Source organism: Aeromonas sp. 5HA1 (assembly GCF_029237245.1).
Taxonomy (GTDB): Bacteria; Pseudomonadota; Gammaproteobacteria; order Enterobacterales; family Aeromonadaceae; genus Aeromonas; species Aeromonas salmonicida.
In genome coordinates, this window is record NZ_JAACFW010000005.1 from 1 (window position 1) to 22,710 (window position 22,710).

The 22,710-nt window shown below is 58.9% G+C and carries 21 protein-coding genes; 10 read left to right on the plus strand and 11 right to left on the minus strand.

Going from position 1 to position 22,710, the window contains the following annotated elements; genetic code table 11:
* A partial coding sequence (locus GWQ27_RS06005; RefSeq protein ID WP_275906909.1) for a pyruvate kinase alpha/beta domain-containing protein occupies nt 1-326 on the plus strand: 326 nt, incomplete at its 5' end.
* A 95-nt stretch (nt 327-421) separates the two neighbouring features.
* Here the strand turns inward: GWQ27_RS06005 and ykgO are convergent.
* Nucleotides 422-547 (minus strand): type B 50S ribosomal protein L36, encoded by a 126-nt coding sequence (ykgO, locus tag GWQ27_RS06010; protein WP_005300174.1) that lies wholly within the window; start codon nt 545-547, stop codon nt 422-424.
* A complete protein-coding gene (locus GWQ27_RS06015; RefSeq protein ID WP_021140431.1) occupies nt 544-813 on the minus strand; it encodes a type B 50S ribosomal protein L31 in 270 nt (89 codons plus the stop codon). The genes ykgO and GWQ27_RS06015 overlap by 4 nt, the downstream gene beginning before the upstream one ends.
* 279 nt (nt 814-1,092) lie before the next feature.
* Between GWQ27_RS06015 and GWQ27_RS06020 the strand changes: the two genes are divergently transcribed.
* A complete protein-coding gene (locus tag GWQ27_RS06020; RefSeq protein ID WP_021140432.1) occupies nt 1,093-1,341 on the plus strand; it encodes a DinI family protein in 249 nt (82 codons plus the stop codon).
* A 150-nt stretch (nt 1,342-1,491) separates the two neighbouring features.
* Here GWQ27_RS06020 and GWQ27_RS06025 read toward each other — a convergent pair whose 3' ends face one another.
* The 5 genes from GWQ27_RS06025 to dcuC all read right to left on the minus strand — a co-directional run bounded on the left by GWQ27_RS06025 (nt 1,492) and on the right by dcuC (nt 7,992).
* Nucleotides 1,492-2,322, minus strand: coding sequence for a DUF2927 domain-containing protein (locus GWQ27_RS06025; protein WP_169046240.1), 831 nt, complete (start codon nt 2,320-2,322; stop codon nt 1,492-1,494).
* A 25-nt stretch (nt 2,323-2,347) separates the two neighbouring features.
* Entirely contained in the window at nt 2,348-2,851 is a 504-nt protein-coding gene (locus GWQ27_RS06030) for a M48 family metallopeptidase (RefSeq protein ID WP_169046239.1), read from the minus strand.
* A 153-nt stretch (nt 2,852-3,004) separates the two neighbouring features.
* Entirely contained in the window at nt 3,005-4,648 is a 1,644-nt protein-coding gene (locus GWQ27_RS06035; protein ID WP_059167568.1) for a hypothetical protein, read from the minus strand.
* 185 nt (nt 4,649-4,833) lie between these two features.
* Nucleotides 4,834-6,495 (minus strand): bifunctional metallophosphatase/5'-nucleotidase, encoded by a 1,662-nt coding sequence (locus GWQ27_RS06040; protein WP_275906910.1) that lies wholly within the window; start codon nt 6,493-6,495, stop codon nt 4,834-4,836.
* 144 nt (nt 6,496-6,639) lie between these two features.
* The gene (gene dcuC / locus GWQ27_RS06045) at nt 6,640-7,992 is read right to left on the minus strand and encodes an anaerobic C4-dicarboxylate transporter DcuC (RefSeq protein WP_059114290.1); all 1,353 of its coding nucleotides are present in this window, start codon (nt 7,990-7,992) and stop codon (nt 6,640-6,642) included.
* 336 nt (nt 7,993-8,328) lie between these two features.
* Between dcuC and GWQ27_RS06050 the strand changes: the two genes are divergently transcribed.
* A complete protein-coding gene (locus GWQ27_RS06050) occupies nt 8,329-8,928 on the plus strand; it encodes a DUF922 domain-containing protein (protein ID WP_192896017.1) in 600 nt (199 codons plus the stop codon).
* An 88-nt stretch (nt 8,929-9,016) separates the two neighbouring features.
* Here the strand turns inward: GWQ27_RS06050 and mnmC are convergent, their stop codons facing one another.
* Nucleotides 9,017-11,035: a bifunctional tRNA (5-methylaminomethyl-2-thiouridine)(34)-methyltransferase MnmD/FAD-dependent 5-carboxymethylaminomethyl-2-thiouridine(34) oxidoreductase MnmC gene (mnmC, locus tag GWQ27_RS06055; protein WP_275906911.1), complete on the minus strand. Its 2,019-nt coding sequence runs from the start codon at nt 11,033-11,035 to the stop codon at nt 9,017-9,019.
* 90 nt (nt 11,036-11,125) lie between these two features.
* On the opposite strand from mnmC, the gene fabB reads away from it, so the two are divergent.
* Entirely contained in the window at nt 11,126-12,337 is a 1,212-nt protein-coding gene (gene fabB, locus GWQ27_RS06060; protein ID WP_058394627.1) for a beta-ketoacyl-ACP synthase I, read from the plus strand.
* Nucleotides 12,338-12,399: 62 nt separating this feature from the next.
* Here the strand turns inward: fabB and GWQ27_RS06065 are convergent, their stop codons facing one another.
* The 3 genes from GWQ27_RS06065 to GWQ27_RS06075 all read right to left on the minus strand — a co-directional run bounded on the left by GWQ27_RS06065 (nt 12,400) and on the right by GWQ27_RS06075 (nt 14,716).
* A complete protein-coding gene (locus GWQ27_RS06065; RefSeq protein ID WP_155603723.1) occupies nt 12,400-12,894 on the minus strand; it encodes a GNAT family N-acetyltransferase in 495 nt (164 codons plus the stop codon).
* A gap of 120 nt (nt 12,895-13,014) precedes the next feature.
* Nucleotides 13,015-13,335: a DUF4377 domain-containing protein gene (locus tag GWQ27_RS06070; protein ID WP_058394625.1), complete on the minus strand. Its 321-nt coding sequence runs from the start codon at nt 13,333-13,335 to the stop codon at nt 13,015-13,017.
* Nucleotides 13,336-13,429: 94 nt separating this feature from the next.
* Nucleotides 13,430-14,716, minus strand: a complete 1,287-nt coding sequence (locus tag GWQ27_RS06075) for a citrate synthase (RefSeq protein ID WP_159166252.1) — start codon at nt 14,714-14,716, stop codon at nt 13,430-13,432.
* 423 nt (nt 14,717-15,139) lie between these two features.
* On the opposite strand from GWQ27_RS06075, the gene sdhC reads away from it, so the two are divergent.
* The 6 genes from sdhC (at nt 15,140) to odhB (ending at nt 22,637) form a co-directional block, all read left to right on the plus strand.
* Nucleotides 15,140-15,529, plus strand: a complete 390-nt coding sequence (gene sdhC / locus GWQ27_RS06080; RefSeq protein ID WP_275906912.1) for a succinate dehydrogenase cytochrome b556 subunit — start codon at nt 15,140-15,142, stop codon at nt 15,527-15,529.
* Nucleotides 15,523-15,867, plus strand: coding sequence for a succinate dehydrogenase, hydrophobic membrane anchor protein (sdhD, locus tag GWQ27_RS06085; protein WP_005310895.1), 345 nt, complete (start codon nt 15,523-15,525; stop codon nt 15,865-15,867). The genes sdhC and sdhD overlap by 7 nt, the downstream gene beginning before the upstream one ends.
* A gap of 1 nt (nt 15,868) precedes the next feature.
* Nucleotides 15,869-17,635, plus strand: coding sequence for a succinate dehydrogenase flavoprotein subunit (sdhA, locus tag GWQ27_RS06090; RefSeq protein ID WP_034524204.1), 1,767 nt, complete (start codon nt 15,869-15,871; stop codon nt 17,633-17,635).
* A 134-nt stretch (nt 17,636-17,769) separates the two neighbouring features.
* Nucleotides 17,770-18,486, plus strand: coding sequence for a succinate dehydrogenase iron-sulfur subunit (locus GWQ27_RS06095; RefSeq protein WP_005310899.1), 717 nt, complete (start codon nt 17,770-17,772; stop codon nt 18,484-18,486).
* A 122-nt stretch (nt 18,487-18,608) separates the two neighbouring features.
* Nucleotides 18,609-21,419, plus strand: a complete 2,811-nt coding sequence (sucA, locus tag GWQ27_RS06100) for a 2-oxoglutarate dehydrogenase E1 component (protein ID WP_021140442.1) — start codon at nt 18,609-18,611, stop codon at nt 21,417-21,419.
* A 33-nt stretch (nt 21,420-21,452) separates the two neighbouring features.
* The gene (odhB, locus tag GWQ27_RS06105; protein WP_059167560.1) at nt 21,453-22,637 is read left to right on the plus strand and encodes a 2-oxoglutarate dehydrogenase complex dihydrolipoyllysine-residue succinyltransferase; all 1,185 of its coding nucleotides are present in this window, start codon (nt 21,453-21,455) and stop codon (nt 22,635-22,637) included.
* The last annotated feature ends 73 nt before the right edge of the window (nt 22,638-22,710 follow it).

Sequence of the window (22,710 nt, forward strand, 5' to 3'; positions counted from 1 at the left end):
TCGAGACCTCCGAGAAGCTGGACGCCCCGCTGATCGTGGTCGCCACCGAAGGCGGCAAATCTGCCAAGGCCATTCGCAAGTACTTCCCGCAAGCCTGGATCCTGGCCATCACCACCAACAAGAAAACTGCAGCCCAACTGGTTCTGACCAAGGGTGTGGTGACTCACGTGGTTGACAGCATTGCCTCTACCGACGATTTCTATCGCATCGGCAAAGAAGCGGCGCTGGAAAGCGGCATGGGTCTGAAGGGTGACGTGGTCGTCATGGTCTCCGGTGCCCTGGTACCGAGCGGTACCACCAACACCGCCTCCGTTCACCTGCTCTGATCTGCGTTAAACCCATGGTGAAGAAGACGCCGGCCTCAAGCCGGTGTCTTCTCTATTGCCCTTCGACCGGAGGGTCAGTGAAGGGATTGACTTGCTCAGCGCTGGCGGGCCTTGAATCTGGGATTGCTCTTGCAGATCACGAACAGCTTGCCGCGGCGACGGACAATCTGGCAATCCGGGTGGCGGGACTTGGCTGATTTGAGGGAGGAGAGCACTTTCATGACTTGTCTTTTCCTTTGTTGAAGAATTGGCCGAAACGTTGACCAAAGCGGGCGACCTGACCCTCCTTGCCGATCTGCTTCTGCTTGCCGGTATAGAAGGGGTGCGAGGCACTGGAGACATCCAGCGTCACATAGGGATAGGTCTTGCCGTCTTCCCACAATTTGGTGCGATCTGTCTTGAGGGTGGAACCCACCAGAAAATAGGTGTTGGCGGTCAGATCGTGAAACAGGACCTGACGGTATTCGGGGTGAATGTTGGGGCGCATGATACTCGCTCTATGAATTGGTATGTTATCTTATAACAATTAAATCATGCTCCTGTTGAGAATGAATATCAACTATTTTTTAGGGCGCTATCAGGGTAGATGAAGGGGGCATGGAGCATAAAACGGGCGGGTATGAGCCGCCCGGGAGAAGGAAAACAGGTTATCTGCGACGTCACTGCAACTTTGATTGAAGGCCTGCTTGGGGAAGCAGATAATCCCTCCTTTACTTTTGATTTTTACTGTATAAAAATACAGTTATAAATCATGGAGACTTATCCTATGCGTCTGGAAATCATCATCGACAAGAAACATCAGATCCCCACCACTACCATGGAGGCGCTGCGTCAGGAGCTGCTCAAGCAGTTGGGCGAGAAGTTCCCCGACCTGCATGTGCGGGTCGCGCCGGGCGGCGCCATGGCGATGACGGTCAGCCGTGCCAGCAAGGAAGACAAGGAGCTGGCGGAAGCCATGGTGCAGGAGGTGTGGGAGAACGCCGACAGCTGGATGCCGGAAAACGCCGCCTCCTGAGGCGCGATGGCAACCGCGTGAGCGTAAATAAGGCTGGCCAGGCCTGAAACCGGATTATCGGATCAAATGAAACGCAGCCCTGGGCTGCGTTTTCTGTATCTGGCTATGTTGCGACTCGCACTGTTTAGCCTCTGCTGAAGACAGATGCGCTTACAATCCGGCCCACCGTTTGAGGCTGTTGACCTGCACTCTCTGATCGGCCTGGGTTATCTCGCCATTGGCGCGAAGTGCCTTGATGGCGACAGGCAGGGCGGCGCGCACCTCGGCGGCCGTCATGCCGGCGTGCAGGGCAGGGTGATAGGCGAGCTTGAGCAGCACATAGTCGAGTCCGGTGGGGAAGCTGTCGATGCTGTTGTCGTTGAAGATGGAGGGAAACACCTTGTCCGAGTCGTTGGGTAGCCCCATCACCTGGGTGAGCTCTTCCACCACGCAGTCGAGAAAACGTCCCTTGGCGCGGCTGTAATCCACGGGAATGATGATGGTGGCGCGCGCTATCTCGTAACGGGCATTGATGGCGAAATTGGCCATGCACAGTCCCTCCTTGAGCGCCGTCGTGATGGCTGCACCCTGGCCCATGGTCCGTTTGGCCCAGCTCGCCATCCGGGCACGTTCGGTCATGATGAGCGTGATGTTGGGTTTGTCGTTCACCAGGGTGATGGGGCGGCCTATGATGCCAGCCAGATGCTGGCTCTGGATCTTGACCACTTCGGTTTGCAGCTGCTTGTCGCCAAACTCGTTGATGAGCTTGAGGCGGATGGGCTGTTGCCAGCGGGCAAATCGCACGTTCTGCTCCTCGCCATACTCCCGTTTCATGGCGACTTCGAAAAAGCTGTCGATGAGATACGCATCGCTCTGCCAGCGCTCGGCGGCAGTGAGGGGCAGCGCCAGTAGCTGCGCCATCATGATCCACACTCCCGTCAGCCATCCCTTGAACACGACGGAACGGGGGCGCGGCAACGGGGGACGGCGAAATGAGATCATGTTTCCTCCTTGAAACGGCTATCGATCAGCGAGCGGCACGCTCAAGGTCACGCCAGGTAAGCCAGAGCCTGAGATCAAACTCCAGTTGATGATAGTCCGGCTCCATGTGCTGACAGAGCTGGTAGAAGGCCTTGTTGTGATCCTTCTCTTTCAGGTGGGCCAGCTCGTGTACCACTATCATCTTCAAAAAGGCAGGGTGGGCCTCCTTGAACAGGGCGGCGATGCGGATCTCGTTCTTGGCCTTGAGCTTGTTGCCTTGCACCCGGCTGACGTAGGTGTGCAGACCGAGGGCATCCTTGATCACGTTGATCTTGCCGTCGAAGATCACCTTGGAAAGGGGTGCCGAGCTTTTGAGGTAGCGATTCTTCAACTCCATGGTGTAACCCAGCAATGCCTTGTCACTCTGGATCAGGTGACTGCCCGGGTAGCGTTTTTCCAGCATGTCGCCGAGCTTTCCCGCCGCGATCAGCTGTTGTACCTGGGCCTTGAGCTGGTCCGGGTAGCCCCCGAGATAGGTCAGTTCCGCCATGGTTTGTCACTCGTCACATCAAAAAAAGAGCGCCATTGTAGTCATCCCGCGTCGGCTTGGATAGAGCTTGCGCTTGCCCGAAACGGGTCGTCTGCCCAAACAAAAGGGCCGTCACTGCGATCAATGACGGCCCTTTTCGGCGATGGAGCGGGATCAGCGCCTGCGATAGAGACCCGGATCCACCTCTTCATACTGGCTCACCAGATATTGATAGAAGGCGAGACTGGATGGGGTTGTCGGTTTTTTCAGCTCGTCTGCAACCCGCTCTGGTTTGGCGATGATGAACTTGGGGCTCTGGCGCTTGATGTCGGCCAGCACCCGCTCACGCACATCGTAGGGCGGATTGACGTTGGCAAAGAAGAGGTAGGCCGACGCTGGTTGGCGATCGGTCCACAGATAGTATTGCGGCTGAATGCCATCGACCCAGATCTTGTCGGTCGGGCCGGTTTCGGCCTTGATTCGGTCGACCCGCACCTGGGCTGGCGGGTTGAACGGCTTGCCCTTCAGGCTGCCCTCCCAGGCGTTGTTGAGCAACAGGGCAAGCATGGCCAGCGAGGCTAGCCAGGGGGTGGCACTGCGCACATCCCAGGCGCGCCACAGGGGCACCAGGATCAGCACGGGCAAGGCCCACAGCAGGCTGTTGCCGAGCACTTCCCGTACTCGTTCCAGCGACCACTCCTTGGTGCTCCAGCCATAACCGAGCTGCTGGGCCAGCAGCCAGCTGGCAGTCAGCACCACCAGCGAGATGCAGAGCAGGCCGAGACCATCGGCCTGCTGTTCGCTGCGATCGAGCAGACAGGCGAGCGGCAGCAGGGCCAGCGGCAGATAGAGAACGTCGTAGTGATCAAACACATGGCCGGAGACAGAGTTGGCAATCAGGGTAAAGATCACGCCAAACAGGGTGGCGCACAGGGCGGGCAGATACCACTCCTGACGCCGGCCCATCATCAGGACGATGAAGGCGGGCAGCAGCATGATGAGGCCGGTACGCAGCAGGCCGACGCTGCCCACATCCGGCGAGAAGCCTGTGCCGTAGCTGCCCTCGAAGAAGATGTCGAAGGCGTAATACTTGAATTCGGCCAGCAGGCTGTGGTGCTGGAAGTACGCGAACAGGGGGCCGCCAATCAGGGCCAGACCCAGCAGGCTGGAAAAGAGCAGGGCGAGGGCGCAGCGCCACTGTTCGCGCAGGCACCAGTGGCAGAACAGCACCAGATACCAGGCGCCCCAGAAGGCGCCGTTGTTGGTGCGCATCCAGGCCACAATGGCAAAGGTCAGCGCCGCCACCAGGGCTGGGCCCCAGCTGAAGCGTTTGTCCAGCAGCATGGTGATGAAGGCCCACTGGGCGATGAGGGCCAGGTGGAATGTCCAGTCCTCTGTCATGTTGCCGTAGTAATAGCGGGTGCTGTAGAGCGCCAGCACTGCCAGCATGGTGCCGAGGCGGGCGCGCAGGGAGAGGCCAAGCTGAGCGAATGCCTGCCAGCTGGCCAGCAGACCGAGCCAGCAGAGCGCCCATTCCAGCAGCCAGATCCCGAAGAAACCGCCCATATGATAACCGAGCGCATCGAGGGCGAAGATCATGGGGCCCTTGATGTCGATCATGTCCCGATAGAGCACGCCCCCTTCGCTCCACATCTTGCCCATCACCGCAAACAACGAGGCATCGAAACCGGGGGCCATGCCATGAAACAGCGGATTGCGCAGACAAAACAGCAAGGCCAGCAGACCGGTGAGCAGGATGACTAGCGGCCTCAGGCCCGGATTGACACGAGGAGCGGTAAAACGGATGGCATGATTCATGGGTGACCTGTTCCTGCTGGGAAGTCTCGAAAGCGGGCCTATCTTGCCGAGCCTGACTGCGCTATGCAATGGGCGAGGGTAATGTGCTTGAAATAATTTGCAAAAGTGCCGCTTCCCGGCAAGAAAGCGGCACTTTTTCTGACACAGGAAGGAGAAGCGGTAACGTGAGTCCCTTACCCGCCGACTCACGGCATGGCGTGAGGGCCGTGATACTCCACCAGCTCCGGCAGGGGGGCGAGTTCGGGCAGATAACGGGCCCAGCGGATGAAGGCATCCGCCAGCGTAATGCCGAGCTCCTGATTGTGCTGGGTCAGGGTGCGAGCCAACGCCGTGTAGCCCTCCTTGCCGGAGGCGGTATAGGCACTGGATACTCCCCGATAGATGGCGTCTGCCTCGACTGGCTGCCAGCAGCCTGGCGCGCTTTCCCACTCCAGACGGGTGATCCTGGCCCCCTTGGGACGATCAGCCTGATAACAGAAGCGCATCCCGGCTGTGTAGGGGAAGCTGCCGTTACCATTGCCCGTCACGCCGTTGTTGGTGGCGTTGTCGATGGCGCCTTCCAGCGCCTCTGCCAGCTCATGGCCATGCACCCGGTAGAGGGTGAGGGGGATGGCAAACGGGAGCAGGCGACCTGCGATGTCTGCTTCGCTCAAGGGGCCCGGCTCCAGGGAGCAGCGCACCCCCCCTGCATTGTGCAGGGCGAAATCCACCTGACCAACCTGTTCGCGGGCACCGATCAGCATGGCGTGGGCCACAAGCGGAGCAACCTGGCTGCCGGCGGGCAGATTGGCATCGGGCAGGCGCTGATGATGGAGCGGCCCGGCGAGATGGGTCACGATGCGCTGGGTCATGGTCTCGAGCTCGGGCCGGTAGCGTTTGGCCAGATGCTGCTCGAGCTCGGGGGCCGGCTCGCAGAAGTTCAGCCCGGCAGGGGGCTCTGAGGCAAACGGCCAGGGTTGCCAGGGCAACCATTCCAGTTGGCCTTGACTGCGACTCACACGTCCGCGGGCATCAAACTCCAGCTCGCATACCCCCAGGCAGAGCGCACTGTGGGCGGCATGGAGGATAGCCACGTCGTTCACCATCAACGGATAACTGCCATCGCTCTCGAGCCCCAAGGGCGCGAGATCCCCCAGTTGACTGTGGGTATGGCCGCCAATGATGAGGCTCAGTTCCGGAAAGCGGGCAGCAAGGCGCTTGTCTTGCTCCCGTCCCAGGTGGCTAAGCAAAATAATGTGATGGATGCCCGCAGCCTTGATCTCGCCGATCGCGGCGGTCAGGGTGTCATCGATACCATGAAAGCGGGTATGGGGATCCGGATTGGCGATGGCGGCCATCTGCGGCAGCGTGATGCCAAGCAGCGCAAAGGGGACGCCGTCTATGATGCGTTTGTGCCAGGGACGGCTGGCATCATGAAGCATGGGCAGGCCCTGCAGGCGCAGCGGGGTATCGGCCGGCTCCTGGCTGCTGTCGAGGTTGGCGGCCAGCACGGGAAAATCGAGCTGGCGCAAAAATTCCACCAGAGGACCGTTGCCCAGATCGAACTCGTGATTGCCGATCACCATGGCATCGGGTCGCAACAGGCTCAGCAAGTCGGCATTGGCCCGTCCCTTGAAGCGGTTGAAATAGAGTGACCCCTGAAAGGTATCGCCACCGTGCAGGAACAGGCAGGTCTGGCCCGCCGCATCAGCCTGCTGGCGCAGGGCGGTGAGTCTGGTAAGAATGCGGGCATAGCCGCCACACGGGGTGCGCCATTCTGACTCGCCAACAGGGAAGAAGCGCATGGGGGCGCCATCGAAATGGGAGTGGCAGTCACTGAAATGGGCAAGTTGAACCGTAATACTCATCTCGGTCCTCCTTAGAGAAAAAGAGCACCGAGTCTACTCCAACCTCGGGGGAAGATACTAGCCCGGCAGGACGCCGGGCTAGTAAGGGAAGAGAAGGACCAAGCGGGAGCCTGCTCAGGGAATCCCGTTGGTCCCACGCAGATCTCAGGCGGGAACCATGATCTGGGTGGCGAGGATCACCACCACCAGGCCGACGGCGACCGGTACCGAGGTGCGTTTGACCACCTCGAACGGGGAGAGGTTGCCCATGCCCGCACAGGCAACCACCACGCCGGAGACGGGCGAGATGGTGCGACCCAGGTTGGAGGCTTGCAGCATAGGGATGACCAGATAGGCGGGATTGACGCCGAGGCTGGTGGCCAGGTGCGGGATCAGCTCCACGAAGGCGTAGAAGGGAGCATTGCCGGAGCCTGTGGTAAAGGCGGCCAGTGTGGTGATGACCACCAGTACCAGCATGATGACGATACCGCCGGTGCCAAAGCTCTGGGCCAGATCCAGGAGGTTCGCGATGAAGCCCAGCCCCATCAGACCCTGGGCAAATACACCGGCCCCCACCAGCAGCATGACCACGCCGGCGAAGGCGTCAGCCATGCTGCGCCAGCATACCTGCAGACCGTCGAGCAGATCCTTGCCATTGCGCTTGCGCACCAGCTCCAGCAAGGCAGCCAGCACCAGACAGATGACGATGATGGTCACTATGTCGAGTTTGGGGCCCACTTTGCCGTCAAACAGCAGCACGCCGATGATGGGGGTAAACGGCAGTATGGCGTAGAAGCCGGGAGCATCCGTGATGAGATCGCTCGGTGCGACAGGCTCGTTGTGCTCGCCCGATTTCTGGTCCAGATAACGCTGCCAGAAGAAGTGGGCGACCGCCATGGCGGCTATGGCCACCAGCGAGATGGGCAGGGTCAGCTTGAAGGCAAAGTCGAGCAGCTCCATGTTGGCGGCCTGGGCGGCCATCACGACGTCACCCGAGGTGGGCGCCAGAATGATGGCGGCCGGAGAAGCACACACAGCGGCTGCGGCGCCACGGGAGATCCCCATGTTGACCATCAGCGGGAACAGGGTGGCCATCAAGAGTACGCCCAGACCGGTGGCAGAGCTCACCGCCAGCGACATGGCACAGGCGACCAGATAGGCGGCCACCAGCAGTATGTAGGGGGATTTGATGATGCCGAGCGGCTTGCTGGCCAGCTTCACCAAAATGGTGTTGGCGCCGATGTGGCTCATGTAGCCGGCAAAACCGCACAGCACCATGATCAGCATGCCCAGGCCACCGCCACGATCCACCAGCAGGAAGCGCACATATTCGAAGATATCGGTGGCGACATGGCCGGTGGAGGTGACGCTGGCGGGCAGCACCGTCTTGCCCATCAGGGCGGTAATGGTCAGCAGCAGCAAACCGCCGCTGAGCAGTACCCCGGTGGCCGAGTAGCCCTTGAAGATGTAGCGCCCCACGGTCAGGGTGACCAGGGTACCAATAAGGAGTTCCATCATAGAGTGAGTTCCTGAGTACGAAATGAAGGTGGATGCATTTCATGGGTTAACTTGGTGGTTAATCTGGTCAATTGCGGAAAGCATCAACAGAAAACTCGGCGATTATTATCTAATAAGGGGTAACTCACCATGATGTTGGTCATCACTTGTGATCTCGCTTGCAAATCAATGGGGACGCGGGGTTGCGACTTGTCTGGCTGGCACATAGTCTTTGTGACGGGAGTAGATGACTGCCGACGGGAACGCGGTTAATCTCTTGTTTCGTCTATTAATACGTTGATTATTAATTAAAATAACACTCCAGTCATCAACGAGGTCAAGGCAGCATAAATGGGCATGGTCAGCAAAGTTTTCATGGTGGCACTCTTGCTCCATGCTGCTACGGTCGGGGCCGAAACGTCGCATTATGCCGGCATCAAGGTGGAGCCGGATATCAAGGTGGATTTCCAGTTTTATCGGGTTTTTGGGCAGGATGTCGCCAGTGTGGCCCGGCAGATAGCAAAACAGGGGCCTGCCCAGGCCAGAGGCCATATCGGCATGGCCAGTTACCAACTTTCCTGGCAACTGCAGACCCGCCCCGGGGTGAGCCGCTGCGAGCTGGAACAGGTCAAGGTCATGACCCGCATCAAGGTGATGGTGCCGAACTGGATGGACAAGGCCAGAGCTTCCGCCGCCGAGCGGCAAAAGTGGGACGCGCTGGTGGGGGCCATGTTCGACTACGAGAGCCGTCACAAGGACATATTGCTGGAGAGCGTCAGCCTGCTAGGCATCAAGTTGGTACAACTGCCGGTGGCGCGTGATTGCGCCGCCTTGCAATATCAGGCTTGGCAACAGGGGCAGGAGGTGCTTGCCAGCTCCCGTGAGCGTTTCACTCTGTTGCAGCAGCAGACCGATCATGGCCGCAAACTTGGGCTGGTCTGGCCCAAAGGCATCTAGCACATCGACATGCATGACAAGCGATAAAACGGGCTCCCATCGGGGAGCCCGTTTTTATTGTATCCAAGCCGTCAGCTGCACCAATGGGCTAATTGAGGGGCTTGCCCTTGAGCAGTTTGCGTATCCAGTAGCGGGCAGGATGAAGCGCTTCCAGCAGGTCGGTGGCCAGTGGCAAGGGATCGCCGCAGATCTCGCTGGCGAGCAGTTCGCCGCACAGAGGCGCCGAGCACAGGCCCCGCGAACCGAGTGCCCCCAGCACGTAGAGGCCCGGATTAAGCGGCAGTGGTGCAGCGTTTTGCTGATCACGCTGAAGCTGGGCGTAGTGATCCGCCAACCCTGCCAACCTGGCGATTGGCCCTGCCACCGGCAGGTGATCCCGGCTGGCGCAGCGCACGCCGACTCTGGCCTCATTGCTGCTTACATCCACCTCTGCTGGCCAGGCCTGTTCCGGCAGGCAGACTTGCAGTCGAGACTGGTTCTGAGCTTGTTCTTCTGTGCTGAATGCCTGTGTGCTCTGATTGCGGCCATAGCTGGCGCCGATGCAGTGTTCTGCATTATGGGCTGGCGTGAGATAGCCATCGTAACAGAGCACCGTCTTGAGCTGGCTCAGGGTTGCGGTGGTCGGTACATGGCTCACTTGACCGCGCACCGGATAGAGTGGCAGCTCGGCAAAGGGGATCAGGGCTGGCAACTGATGACCGGCAGCCACTACCAGATTGGGGGCCTGCCATTGACGACCCTCACGGCTTGCAACCAGCCAGCCATCCACTTGCTCATGAACAGCCGTGACAGGGCAATCGTACTCCACTTGCAGCAGACCGCTTGATAGCGCTTCCTTTATTGCTGCGCGGGTGAGGTCGGCCGGACAGAGCCAGCCCCCCAGCGGATAGCTGACCCCGGCATGACCCGAGGGCAGACCACATTCCTGTTCGGCTTCAACGGTCGTCAGCGGGCGCATCAACGCGGGCGGGAAGGGGCCCAGTTGCATCTTGGCCAGCTTGGCGGTGGATTTGTCGTCATAGCCAAGTTGCACCACACCGCATAAATCAAAGGCGATGGGATGGCGCTCGGCCAGGGTCAGCAGCCGTTGGCGTGCATAGCCGAAGGCCAGTGAATAAAAGCGTGACAAGGCATCGTGCTCGCCGTTGAGCAGGGGATAGAGTGCCCCCTGTCGATTGCCGGAGGCACCGGTGGCCAGTTCATTGTCCTCGCAAAGCAGAGTGACCTTGCGGCCCCGCTCTACCAGAGAGAGCGCAGTCATGGCAGAGGCGATGCCGCCGCCGATGATCACTACCTCGCCGCCTCGCCCCGCCGGTCTGGCATACCAGGGGGCAATGGTGCGCTGTGGTCTCTTGTCTACCCGCTCGCCTGCCAACATTGCCCACTTGCTGCCATGGCCCTTGACCTTCTTCATGGCAAAGCCGGCGGCAATCAGGCCACGACGCACGAAGCCGGCGCTGGTAAAGGTGGAGAGGGTTGCACCGGGACGAGCAAGGCGGGCCAGGCCGTCGAACAAGTCTTGCGTCCACATCTCGGGATTTTTTGCCGGTGCGAATCCATCCAGATACCAGGTATCCACCAGCCCCTGTTCACCATGAGGTACTTGCGGCAGCATCTCCTTGATGTCCCCCAGCCAGAGATCGAGCCGAATACGGCCGCCCGCAAAGTGCAGACGATGGCAGCCAGGGACGGGCAGTGGCCACTGTGCTATGAGTGCCTGGCTGAAGGGGGCAAGCTCGGGCCAGGCGGCCAGCGCCTTGTGAAGATCGTCACGGGTGAGGGGGAATTTTTCGAAACTGATGAAGTGCAAACGGGCGCCGTTGCCGGTTTGGGGTGCCTGTTCCAGGAAGGCTTTCATTGTCGCCAGAAAGTTAAGGCCTGTGCCGAAACCTGTTTCACCTATCACGAAACTGTCACTATTGTGGTGCGAAAATCGCGCTGGCAACCCATTTTGCTGCAAAAAGACGTAGCGGGTTTCACTTAGACCGTTATCATTGGAAAAGTACACATCCCCGAAGTCACTGGAGACTGGAGTTCCCGCTTCATTCCAGTCCAATCGGGCATGATGTAAGGATGTTTGACTCACGTTTCCCTCTGCTCGCGTCATAAGAACGCGGGCATTCTACGTGAAAGCAGACCAGTTTGGCAGCCGAAAGCGGGTAGACTTGGCGCCAGTTTTTCCAGACGAGATGAATTAATGAGAAGAGCAGTGATCACCGGTATCGGCGTCATCTCCAGTATCGGCAACAACAAGGAAGAAGTGCTGGCCTCCCTGAAAGCAGGTAAATCCGGCATCACCTATTCCGAGCAGTTCGAGCAGCACAACCTGCGCAGCCGTGTCTGGGGTAACATCAAACTCGAGCCGTCTGAACTGATCGACCGTAAAGTCATGCGTTTCATGGGTGACGCTGCGGCCTATGCCTATCTCTCCATGCAACAGGCCATTGATGATGCCGGTCTGCAGGAAGATCAGGTCTCCAACGAGCGTACCGGCCTGGTGGTCGGTTCCGGTGGTGCCTCCGGCAAGAACACCTCGGAGTCCTGCGATATCGCCCGTGAAAAAGGCGTCAAGCGGGTGGGTCCCTACATGGTGCCGCGTACCATGTCTTCCACCACCTCCGCTTGTCTGGCCACTCCGTTCAAGATCAAGGGTGTCAACTACTCCATCAGTTCCGCCTGTGCTACCTCTGCGCACTGCATCGGTCATGCCATGGAACTGATCCAGCTGGGCAAGCAGGATGTGGTCTTCGCCGGCGGCGGTGAAGAGCTGGATTGGTCCTCCACCATACAGTTCGACGCCATGGGCGCCCTGTCCACCAAGTACAACGACACCCCGGAAAAAGCGTCCCGTACCTATGACGCCGACCGCGATGGTTTCGTTATTTCCGGTGGCGGCGGCATTCTGGTGGTCGAGGAGCTGGAACACGCCCTGGCCCGTGGTGCTCACATCTATGCCGAGCTGACCGGTTACGGTGCCACCTCCGATGGCTACGACATGGTCGCTCCGAGCGGTGAAGGCGCCGTGCGTTGCATGAAGATGGCGATGCAGGGTGTTGGCAAGGTGGATTACATCAACACCCACGGCACCTCTACCCCGGTCGGTGATACCAAGGAGCTGGAAGCCATCCAGACCCTGTTTGGCACCCAGGGCCCCAAGATCTCCGCCACCAAGGCGATGACTGGCCATGCGCTGGGCGCTGCTGGCGTGCATGAAGCTGTCTACTCCCTGCTGATGATGGAACATGGCTTTATCGCCCCCAGCATCAACATCGAGACTCTGGACGAGAAGGCCGAAGGTCTGCCCATAGTACGCGAGTACGAAGCGGCCGATCTCAATACCGTCATGTCCAACAGCTTCGGCTTTGGCGGTACCAACGCATCACTGGTATTCAGCAAGTTCAAGGCTTGATGAATCGATGATGTGAAAAAAGGCGCCGAAAGGCGCCTTTTTTATTGGCAGCGGGGTAACCCTCAAGCAGGATCTGGCAGGGGCCGCCGCATGTAAACGGCGCCTTCACCATATTCGTTCAGTGGTTTGGGTGTAGCGGCAGGGACAAAGCCCTGTTTGTGCCAGAAGCGAGCCGCGCCCTGTACCGCTACCAGACCCACATGTTCATAACCTTCCTCACTGGCAAAGGTAAGGGCGGTCTCCAGCAGCAGCTGGCCAACGCCCTTGCCGCGCGCCTGCTTTGAGACGGCCAGATCGTGCAGATAGAACTCGTCGTTTCCCGCCAGGGTCTGCATCCGTACCGACAGGGACGGTGGCTGGTGGGCTTGCCAGGGATGGCAAAGCAGGTAACCCAGCACCTTGCCCTGATATTCGGCCACCCAGCAGCAGTCGGGAGCCAGGTCGGCCTTGTTGCTCATGACCTCGAGGGGCTCAGGATCCAGCTGCTGATAGCACTCGTCCTGAATGGCCATGATAGTGGGCCAGTCGTTGGCCCTGGTGGTACGGATCGTGATCATAGTGAGAGGGCATCACTGCCTGGGTACGCTGATTAATTAATGTGTGCGTTTGCCAGCCTATCAGAATGCGGCCAGGAACTGAACAATCATTTCCAAACGATGCCTTTGATGGCAAGCCTTTTATCGGGCTGCCTGCTTGCTGACGATGTTGATCAGGCGATAACGCAGGGAGGGGGCATCCGCCGGTACATCGGTGAGCTGCTCCTTGCTGACGGTCAAGCGATACCGGTAGCCGGGTTCAAACTGAAATCCTTCAATCTGTTGGTAGAAGAGGCTCCAGGCTTGCTGTTCATCGCTGCGAACCTGCATGCACTGCATGGGGCCGACACCGACACAGTCAATCAGCTGGCTGTTGATGTAGAGGGTTTCCCCTTGTGACGGGGCGGGGGCGCTCTGGCAAGCGGTGAGCAGCAGGGCGGCACTAAGGAAGAGTGGTCTCATGATGGACTCCTTTTGATCGAAAAGGGGCATTAGAGCGGCAAATAAAAAGGCGGTCAATGACCGCCTTGGTAACAAACCATGTCGACTCAGGGCATCAGCGCTGATCGATAGGAGTGAATTCCCGCAGTGCCTGCCCTGTATAGAGCTGACGCGGACGACCGATCTTCTGATCCGGATCCGAGTGCATTTCGTTCCAGTGGGCAATCCAGCCGATGGTACGGGAGATGGCGAAGATCACGGTGAACATGGACATGGGGATGCCGATGGCCTTCATGATGATGCCGGAGTAGAAGTCCACGTTCGGGTAGAGCTTCTTCTCGATGAAGTAGGGGTCGGACAGCGCAATGCGTTCCAGCTCCATGGCCACTTCCAGCAGCGGATCCTTGATCTGCAGCTCTTCCAGCACTTCGTGACAGGTCTGACGCATCACCTGGGCACGGGGATCGTGGTTCTTGTAGACACGGTGACCGAAACCCATCAGACGGAAGGGATCGTTCTTGTCCTTGGCCTTGGCGATGTACTCGGGAATGCGTTCCACCGAGCCGATCTCTTCGAGCATCTTGAGGCAAGCTTCGTTGGCACCACCGTGGGCCGGACCCCACAGGGAGGCGATCCCGGCGGCAATACAGGCAAACGGGTTGGCACCGGAGGAGCCGGCCAGACGCACTGTGGAGGTGGAGGCGTTTTGCTCGTGATCCGCATGCAGGGTAAAGATGCGGTCCATGGCGCGTTCGACGATGGGATTGACCTTGTACTCTTCGGTCGGCACGCCAAACATCATGTGCAGGAAGTTGCCGGCATAGGAGAGGGCGTTACGCGGCTGCATGAACGGCTGACCGATGGAGTACTTGTAGCACATGGCGGCCAGGGTCGGCATCTTGGAGAGCAGACGGAAGGCACAGATCTCGCGATGCTCTTCATTGTTGATGTCGAGCGCATCGTGATAGAAGGCAGACAGCGCACTGACCACGCCGCACATGATGGCCATGGGGTGGGAGTCACGACGGAAGCCGCGGAAGAAGAAGGCGATCTGTTCGTGCACCATGGTATGGCGGGTGACCAGACGATCGAATTCCGTGTACTGCGCCTTGGTGGGTGCCTCGCCGTACAGCAGGATATAGCAGACTTCGAGGTAGCTGGCCTGGGTGGCCAACTGGGCGATGGGGTAACCACGGTGCAGCAAGACACCCTGATCGCCGTCGATATAGGTAATGGATGATTTACAAGCACCGGTTGCCATAAATCCGGGGTCAAAGGTGAAGTACCCTTGCGCGCCCAATTTTCTGACATCAATCACGTCGGGTCCGACAGTCCCTGACAGGATCGGTAGTTCTACCGGGTCTTTACCGGGCAGATGTAGGGTGGCTATCTTATCAGCCATAGCACGTCTCCTTTGCTCTTTTATAATTGGTTCCAGCTCTACTTTATTACGAGTTTGATGACGCTGGCAAAGGTTCTGACCCGTACCAGGGCGGCTGGAGCGCCTTATTTGAAACAGAGTTCAGGGTCGTTGTCAATTTTGCTGGATGATCATTAATGATTTGTTAAATGAGTTGTGAGATCTGGTTTACGGTTTTGAGTTTTCTTTGTAGCTAATTGATTGTCATTGGTTAAGCCCGCCGATATACTGCGCCTCGTGGGTGATGGCTGTCGGTGTTTGAAACGCTTTCGCAAAGCCGGATGTGATATTGAAAATGTTATTTTTGGCTTTCCCGAGTTGTTTTGGTAACAAAAACCTAACAAATGCCACTCCGTGCCCTCATAAGCGTGTAAAAACAATAACTAACGTGCTCAATGGAGCTGAGTGGGCAAAGCCGTGAAAAATAAACAGAGACCTGTAAACCTCGACCTACAGACGATCAGCTTTCCTGTCACCGCCATCGCTTCCATCTTGCATCGTGTCTCAGGGGTGATCACCTTTGTGGCGCTCTCTATCTTGCTGTGGATGCTTGGTACTTCACTCGCCTCTCCCGAAGGATTTGAAACAGTGGTGTCCATCATGGACAACTTCCTGGTCAAATTCGTGTTGTGGGGGATCCTGACTGCGCTGGCTTACCACATTGTGGGCGGTCTGCGTCACCTGGTCATGGACATGGGCTATTGGGAAGAGCTGGAATCCGGTAATCAGAGTGCCCGTGTGGCCTTCGTGATCACCGCGATTTTGGCGTTATTGGCGGGGGTACTGGTATGGTAACCAATTCTGCAACATTCGGGCGCAGCGGTGTTCATGATTACATCCTGATCCGCGCCACCGCCCTCATCATGACGGCTTACGTCCTCTATCTGGTTGGTTTTGTCGCCTTCAATGACATCAGCTACGAGGTATGGACCGGCTTTTTCGCCAAAACTTTCACCAAGGTATTCACCCTGTTGACCCTGCTGTGCGTACTGATCCACGCCTGGATTGGTCTGTGGCAGGTGCTGACTGACTATATCAAGCCGGTGGGACTGCGTGGCGCACTGCAATTTGCGCTGGTCGTGGTGCTGTTTGTCTATCTGATGACTGGTTTCGTCGTGCTGTGGGGTGTGTAAGGTGACTATTCCAACTCGTGAATTTGATGCGGTCGTGATTGGTGCCGGTGGTGCCGGTATGCGCGCCGCGCTGCAGATTGCCCAATCCGGCAAGAGCTGCGCTCTGTTGTCCAAGGTCTTCCCGACCCGTTCTCATACTGTTTCCGCCCAGGGCGGGATCACGGTTGCGCTGGGCAATGCCCACGATGACAACTGGCAATGGCACATGTATGACACCGTCAAAGGCTCCGATTACATCGGTGACCAGGAAGCGATCGAATACATGTGCAAGACAGGCCCCGAGGCCATCTATGAGCTGGAGAACATGGGCTTGCCCTTCTCCCGCTTCGACAACGGCTCCGTTTACCAGCGTCCGTTTGGCGGCCAGTCCAAGAATTTTGGTGGCGAGCAGGCGGCCCGTACTGCGGCTGCTGCTGACCGTACCGGCCACGCCCTGCTGCACACCCTCTATCAACAGAACGTCAAGAGCAAGACCACCGTTTTCTCCGAGTGGTATGCGCTGGATCTGGTGAAAAACCAGGATGGTCACATCGTTGGCTGTACCGCCATCGACATGGAGAGCGGCGAAGTCGTCTACTTCAAGGCCAAGGCCACAGTGCTTGCCACCGGCGGCGCCGGTCGCATCTACCAGTCCACTACCAATGCCCACATCAACACCGGTGACGGTGTCGGCATGGCGCTGCGCGCTGGCGTTGGCGTACAGGACATGGAGTTCTGGCAGTTCCACCCGACCGGCATTGCCGGGGCAGGGGTACTGGTGACCGAAGGGTGTCGCGGTGAAGGCGGCTATCTGTTGAACAAGGATGGCGAGCGCTTCATGGAGCGTTACGCGCCGAACGCCAAGGACCTGGCCGGTCGCGATGTGGTGGCTCGTTCCATCATGATCGAAATCCGCGAAGGCCGTGGTTGCGATGGTCCCTGGGGCCCGCACATCAAGCTCAAGCTGGATCACCTCGGCAAAGAGGTGCTGGAATCCCGTCTGCCAGGGATCTGCGAGCTCTCTCGCACCTTCGCCCACGTGGATCCGGTCAAAGAGCCCATCCCGATTATCCCGACCTGCCACTACATGATGGGCGGCGTGCCGACCAACGTGAACGGCCAGTGTCTGGCCCAGGATAAAGACGGCAATGACGTTCCTGTGGTCGGTTTGTTTGCGGTAGGGGAGATAGCCTGCGTCTCCGTGCACGGTGCCAACCGCCTCGGCGGCAACTCTCTGCTGGATCTGGTGGTGTTTGGTCGCGCGGCCGGTATGCACCTGGTCAATACCCTGGGCGAGATGGATCACGGTCGCGATGCCAGCGAATCTGACATCGACGCTGCCATGGCCCGCTTCAATCGCTGGGAAAACACCCGCGATGGGGAAGACCCGGTCCAGATCCGCAAGGACCTGCAGACCTGCATGCAGAACAACTTCTCCGTATTCCGTGAAGGTGACGCCATGGCCGAAGGGCTGGCCGAGCTCAAGCTTATCCGCGAGCGTCTGAAGAATGCCCGTCTGGATGACACCTCCAAGGAGTTCAACACCCAGCGCATCGAGTGCCTGGAGCTGGACAACCTGATGGAGACGGCGTTCGCCACCGCGGTGGCGGCCAACTTCCGTACCGAGAGTCGTGGTGCTCACAGTCGCTTCGATTTCCCGGATCGCGACGATGAGGGTTGGCTGTGCCACAGCCTCTATCATCCGGACACAGAGTCCATGACCCGTCGCGCTGTCAACATGTCTCCGAAAACACGCGAGGCATTCCCACCCAAGGTGCGGACTTACTGACCGATGGTGGAGACAAGCACCATGAAGGGCACATTATCGGCGTATCGCTACATTCGCCGGTCTGTGAAGAGGTGGGAGGCATTCCCATCTCTCTTCTCCAAGGTGCGGACTTAACGATTGCGGAGCCAAACAACATGAACGTCACATTCTCTGTCTACAGATACAATCCGGATGTTGATAACGTCCCCTATATGAAGGAATATCGTCTTGATATTCCTGAAGGTTCCGACATGATGGTGCTCGATGCACTGATCCAGTTGAAAGAGCTGGATCCCACTCTCGCCTTCCGCCGCTCATGCCGCGAAGGAGTCTGTGGATCAGACGGTCTCAACATGAATGGCAAGAATGGTCTTGCCTGCATCACCCCGCTCTCCGATCTGCTGAAGAAGGGCAATAACGTCGTTATCCGCCCCTTGCCTGGCCTGCCGGTGATACGCGATCTGGTGATCGACATGACCCAGTTCTACACCCAGTGGGAGAAGGTCAAACCCTTCCTCATCAACGATGAAAAATTGCCGCCCGTGCGTGAGCACCTGCAATCCCCCGAAGAGCGCGCCAAGCTGGATGGCCTGTACGAGTGTATTCTCTGTGCTTGCTGCTCCACCTCTTGCCCCTCCTTCTGGTGGAACCCGGACAAGTTCATCGGCCCGGCCGGTCTGCTCGCAGCCTACCGCTGGTTGGCTGACAGCCGCGACACCGCCGCCACCGAACGACTTGGTAACCTGGATGACGCCTTCAGCGTGTTCCGTTGCCACGGCATCATGAACTGCGTGAACGTCTGTCCCAAGGGCTTGAACCCGACCAAAGCCATCGGTCAGATCAAGTCGATGCTGCTCAATCGGGCTGTTTAGTATCAGGGCCAGGGCGTCACGCGCCAGGCCCGACCTCTGGATAGCCATCCGACCCCATGGCTGGATGGCTATTTAAACCCTACAAGCTGCGCTGCAGTGAACAAGATGTACAAGGGATAGAAATGCATAACGGCGTGATGAAGGCCTGGTTGGAGTCATCTCACCTGGCTGGTGCGAATGCAAGCTATATTGAGGATTTGTACGAATCCTTCCTGGAAGACCCTGAATCCGTAGCCGAAGAGTGGCGCAGCCTGTTTAGCGAGCTGCCCCAGGTCAATGGCCACGCGGTTGAACAACCTCACTCCCGAGTCCGCGATTATTTCCGTCGTCTGGCCAAGGATCCCTCCCGTTACAGTGCCCCCGTCTCCGATCCGCAAGTGGATGCGAAACAGGTGCGCGTGCTGCAACTGATCAACGCCTTCCGTTTCCGCGGTCACCAGAATGCCAATCTGGATCCCCTTGGTCTCTGGACCCGTGAAACCGTTGCCGAACTGGATCCTGCTTTCCACAATCTGCAGGGCGCAGACATGGAGGCCACCTTCAATGTCGGCTCCTATGCCATCGGTCGCGAGACCATGGTGCTCTCCGATCTCTACGCCTCGCTCAAGAAAACCTACTGCAGCAGCATAGGTGCCGATTACATGCACCTCACCTCTACCGAGGAGAAACGCTGGCTGCAGGACAGACTCGAATCCATCGAGGCCAAGGGCAACTACAGCCTCGAAGAGAAGACCCGTTTTCTCGAGAGCCTGACCGCTGCCGAAGGGCTGGAAAAATACCTGGGTGCCAAGTTCCCCGGTGCCAAGCGTTTCTCCCTGGAAGGGGGCGATGCCATGGTGCCCATGCTCAAGGAGTTGATCCGTCGCGCCGGTGAGCAGGGTTGCAAAGAGGCCGTCATCGGCATGGCCCACCGTGGCCGCCTGAACGTGCTGATCAACGTGCTTGGCAAGCGGGCACAAGAGCTGTTCGACGAGTTCGCCGGCAAGCATGGCGAGTCCTGGGGCACAGGGGATGTGAAGTACCACATGGGCTTCTCCTCCGATTTCGCCACCCCGGGCGGCAACGTTCACCTGGCGCTCGCCTTCAACCCGTCTCACCTCGAGATCGTCAACCCGGTTGTCATCGGTTCCGTCCGTGCGCGGATGGACAGACGTGGCGACAAGGATGGCTCCAGCGTTCTGCCCATCACCATTCACGGTGATTCGGCCATCGCCGGTCAGGGTGTGGTTGCCGAGACTTTCAACATGTCCCAGACCCGTGCCTATGGCGTGGGCGGGACTGTGCGCATCGTCATCAACAACCAGGTCGGTTTCACCACCTCCAACATGCGTGACGTGCGCTCCACCGAATATTGCACCGACATCGCCAAGGCGGTGCAGGCCCCCGTGCTGCACGTCAACGGTGACGATCCGGAAGCCGTGGTGCTGGTGACCCAGATTGCGCTGGATTACCGCAATACCTTCAAGCGCGACGTGGTGATCGAGCTGGTCTGCTACCGTCGTCACGGTCACAACGAGGCGGACGAGCCGAGCGCGACCCAGCCCTTGATGTACCAGAAGATCAAGCAGCACCCGACTCCGCGCAAGATCTACGCCGATCAGCTGGTAGCCGAAGGCAGCATCAGCCAGGAGCTGGCCACCACCCAGGTCAACGACTATCGCGATGCCCTGGACAAGGGGGAGCGCGTGGTCAAGGAGTGGCGTCCGATGGAGCTGCATTCCGTCGACTGGACCCCGTACCTGGGTCACGACTGGGCCATGCACTATGACAGCACTGTGGCGATGGATCACCTCAAGTCACTGGGTGAGCGCATCAGCCAGTACCCGGCCGCCCACACGCTGCAGCGTCAGGTCGAGAAGATTTACGAAGACCGCCGTCTGATGGCGGCTGGCGAGAAGCTGCTGGATTGGGGCTTTGCCGAGACCCTGGCTTACGCCACCCTGGTGGACAAGGGTGCCCGCATCCGCATCACGGGTCAGGATTCCGGCCGTGGTACTTTCTTCCACCGCCACGCCGTGCTGCACAACCAGAACGATGCCAGCACCTACACGCCGCTGTGCAATATCCACGATGAACAGGGTCCATTCGAAGTCTTCGACTCCGTCTTGTCCGAAGAGGCGGTACTGGCCTTTGAATACGGTTATGCCAGCGCCGAGCCGGCCGGTCTCACCATCTGGGAAGCCCAGTTTGGCGACTTTGCCAACGGAGCCCAGGTGGTGATCGACCAGTTCCTCTCCTCCGGTGAGCAGAAGTGGGGCCGTATGTGCGGTCTGACCATGCTGCTGCCCCACGGTTACGAGGGGCAGGGGCCTGAGCACTCCTCCGCGCGGCTGGAACGTTATCTGCAGATGTGCGCAGAGCACAACATGCAGGTGTGCGTACCATCCAACCCGGCTCAGGTATTCCACATGCTGCGTCGTCAGGTGGTGCGCCCCATGCGCCGTCCGCTGATCGTGATGTCGCCCAAATCCCTGCTGCGCCATCCGCTGGCGGTGAGCAAGCTCGAAGAGCTGGCCGAAGGCACCTTCCAGAATGCCATAGGCGAGATCGATGCCCTGGATCCCAAAGGGGTCAAGCGCGTGGTGTTCTGCTCCGGCAAGGTTTACTACGACTTGCTCGATGCCCGTCGCAAGGCCGAACAGCAGGACGTGGCGCTGGTGCGTATCGAACAGCTCTATCCCTTCCCTGAAGCGGAAGTGCGCGCCATTCTGGCCGATTACGCCCATGTCACCGATTTCGTCTGGTGTCAGGAAGAGCCGCAGAACCAGGGCGCCTGGTACTGCACCCGTCATCACTACGATGGCGTGCTGCCAAGCGGTGCCCGTCTGCGTTATGCCGGTCGCCCGGCCTCGGCCTCACCCGCCGTCGGTTATATGTCGGTCCATACCAAGCAGCAGAAAGCCCTGGTGGAAGACGCCCTTACTCTGGCCTAAGCCCTGAACAAGAAGTAACAAGGAACTGATTACATGACTATCGAGATCAAGGTACCGGACCTGCCGGAATCAGTGGCGGACGCCACCATCGCCACCTGGCACAAGAAACCGGGTGATCTGGTTGCCCGTGACGAAGTACTGGTTGACATCGAAACCGATAAAGTCGTGCTGGAAGTCCCCGCGCCGGAAGCCGGTATTCTGGGTGATATCCTGCAAGCGGAAGGGGCGACCGTGTTGTCCCGCCAGCTGATCGCCATGCTCAAGCCGGCTCCCGTGGCCGGTGAAGAGACCAAAGAGAAGCCGGTGGAAGCGGTTGCCGACGACGGCGCAGATGGCTTGAGCCCCTCCGTTCGCCGTCTGGTGGCCGAGCACGCCATCGACGTTGCCAAACTGACCGGCACCGGCAAGGGCGGTCGCGTCACTAAGGAAGACGTGGAAGCCTTCATCAAGGGTGGCAACAAACCTGCCGCCGCGCCGGTCGCTGCTGCGCCCGTGGCAGCGGTAGCGCCACTGGTGGGTCGCACCGAGAAGCGCGTGCCCATGACTCGTCTGCGCAAGCGCATTGCCGAGCGTCTGCTGGAAGCCAAAAACACCACTGCCATGCTGACCACCTTCAACGAGATCAACATGGCGCCCATCATGAAGCTGCGCAAGCAGTACGGCGAGATCTTCGAGAAGAAGCACGGCATCAAGCTCGGCTTCATGTCCTTCTACGTCAAGGCTGTGGTGGAGTCTCTGAAACGCTACCCGGAAGTGAACGCCGGGCTGGACGGTGACGACATCGTTTACCACAACTATTTCGACGTCAGCATCGCCGTTTCTACCCCCCGCGGGTTGGTGACCCCTGTGCTGCGCGATTGCGACAACATGAGCCTGGCCGACATCGAGAAGGCCATCAAAGACTTGGCTGGCAAGGGCCGTGACGGCAAGCTGACCGTGGATGAACTGACTGGCGGCAACTTCACCATCACCAACGGTGGTGTGTTTGGCTCCCTGATGTCCACCCCCATCATCAACCCGCCCCAGAGCGCCATCCTGGGTATGCACAAGATCCAGGACAGACCCATGGCGGTGGACGGCAAGGTCGAGATCCTGCCGATGATGTACCTGGCCCTCTCTTATGATCACCGCATCGTCGACGGTCGTGAGTCGGTGGGCTTCCTGGTCTCCATCAAGGAGCTGCTGGAAGACCCGACCCGTCTGTTGCTGGATGTCTAGGCAATCAGCAAAATTCTGAGCGAATTAGAAAGATAACAAGGGGCCCTTGAGGCCCCCTTCACAGGGGATTGAG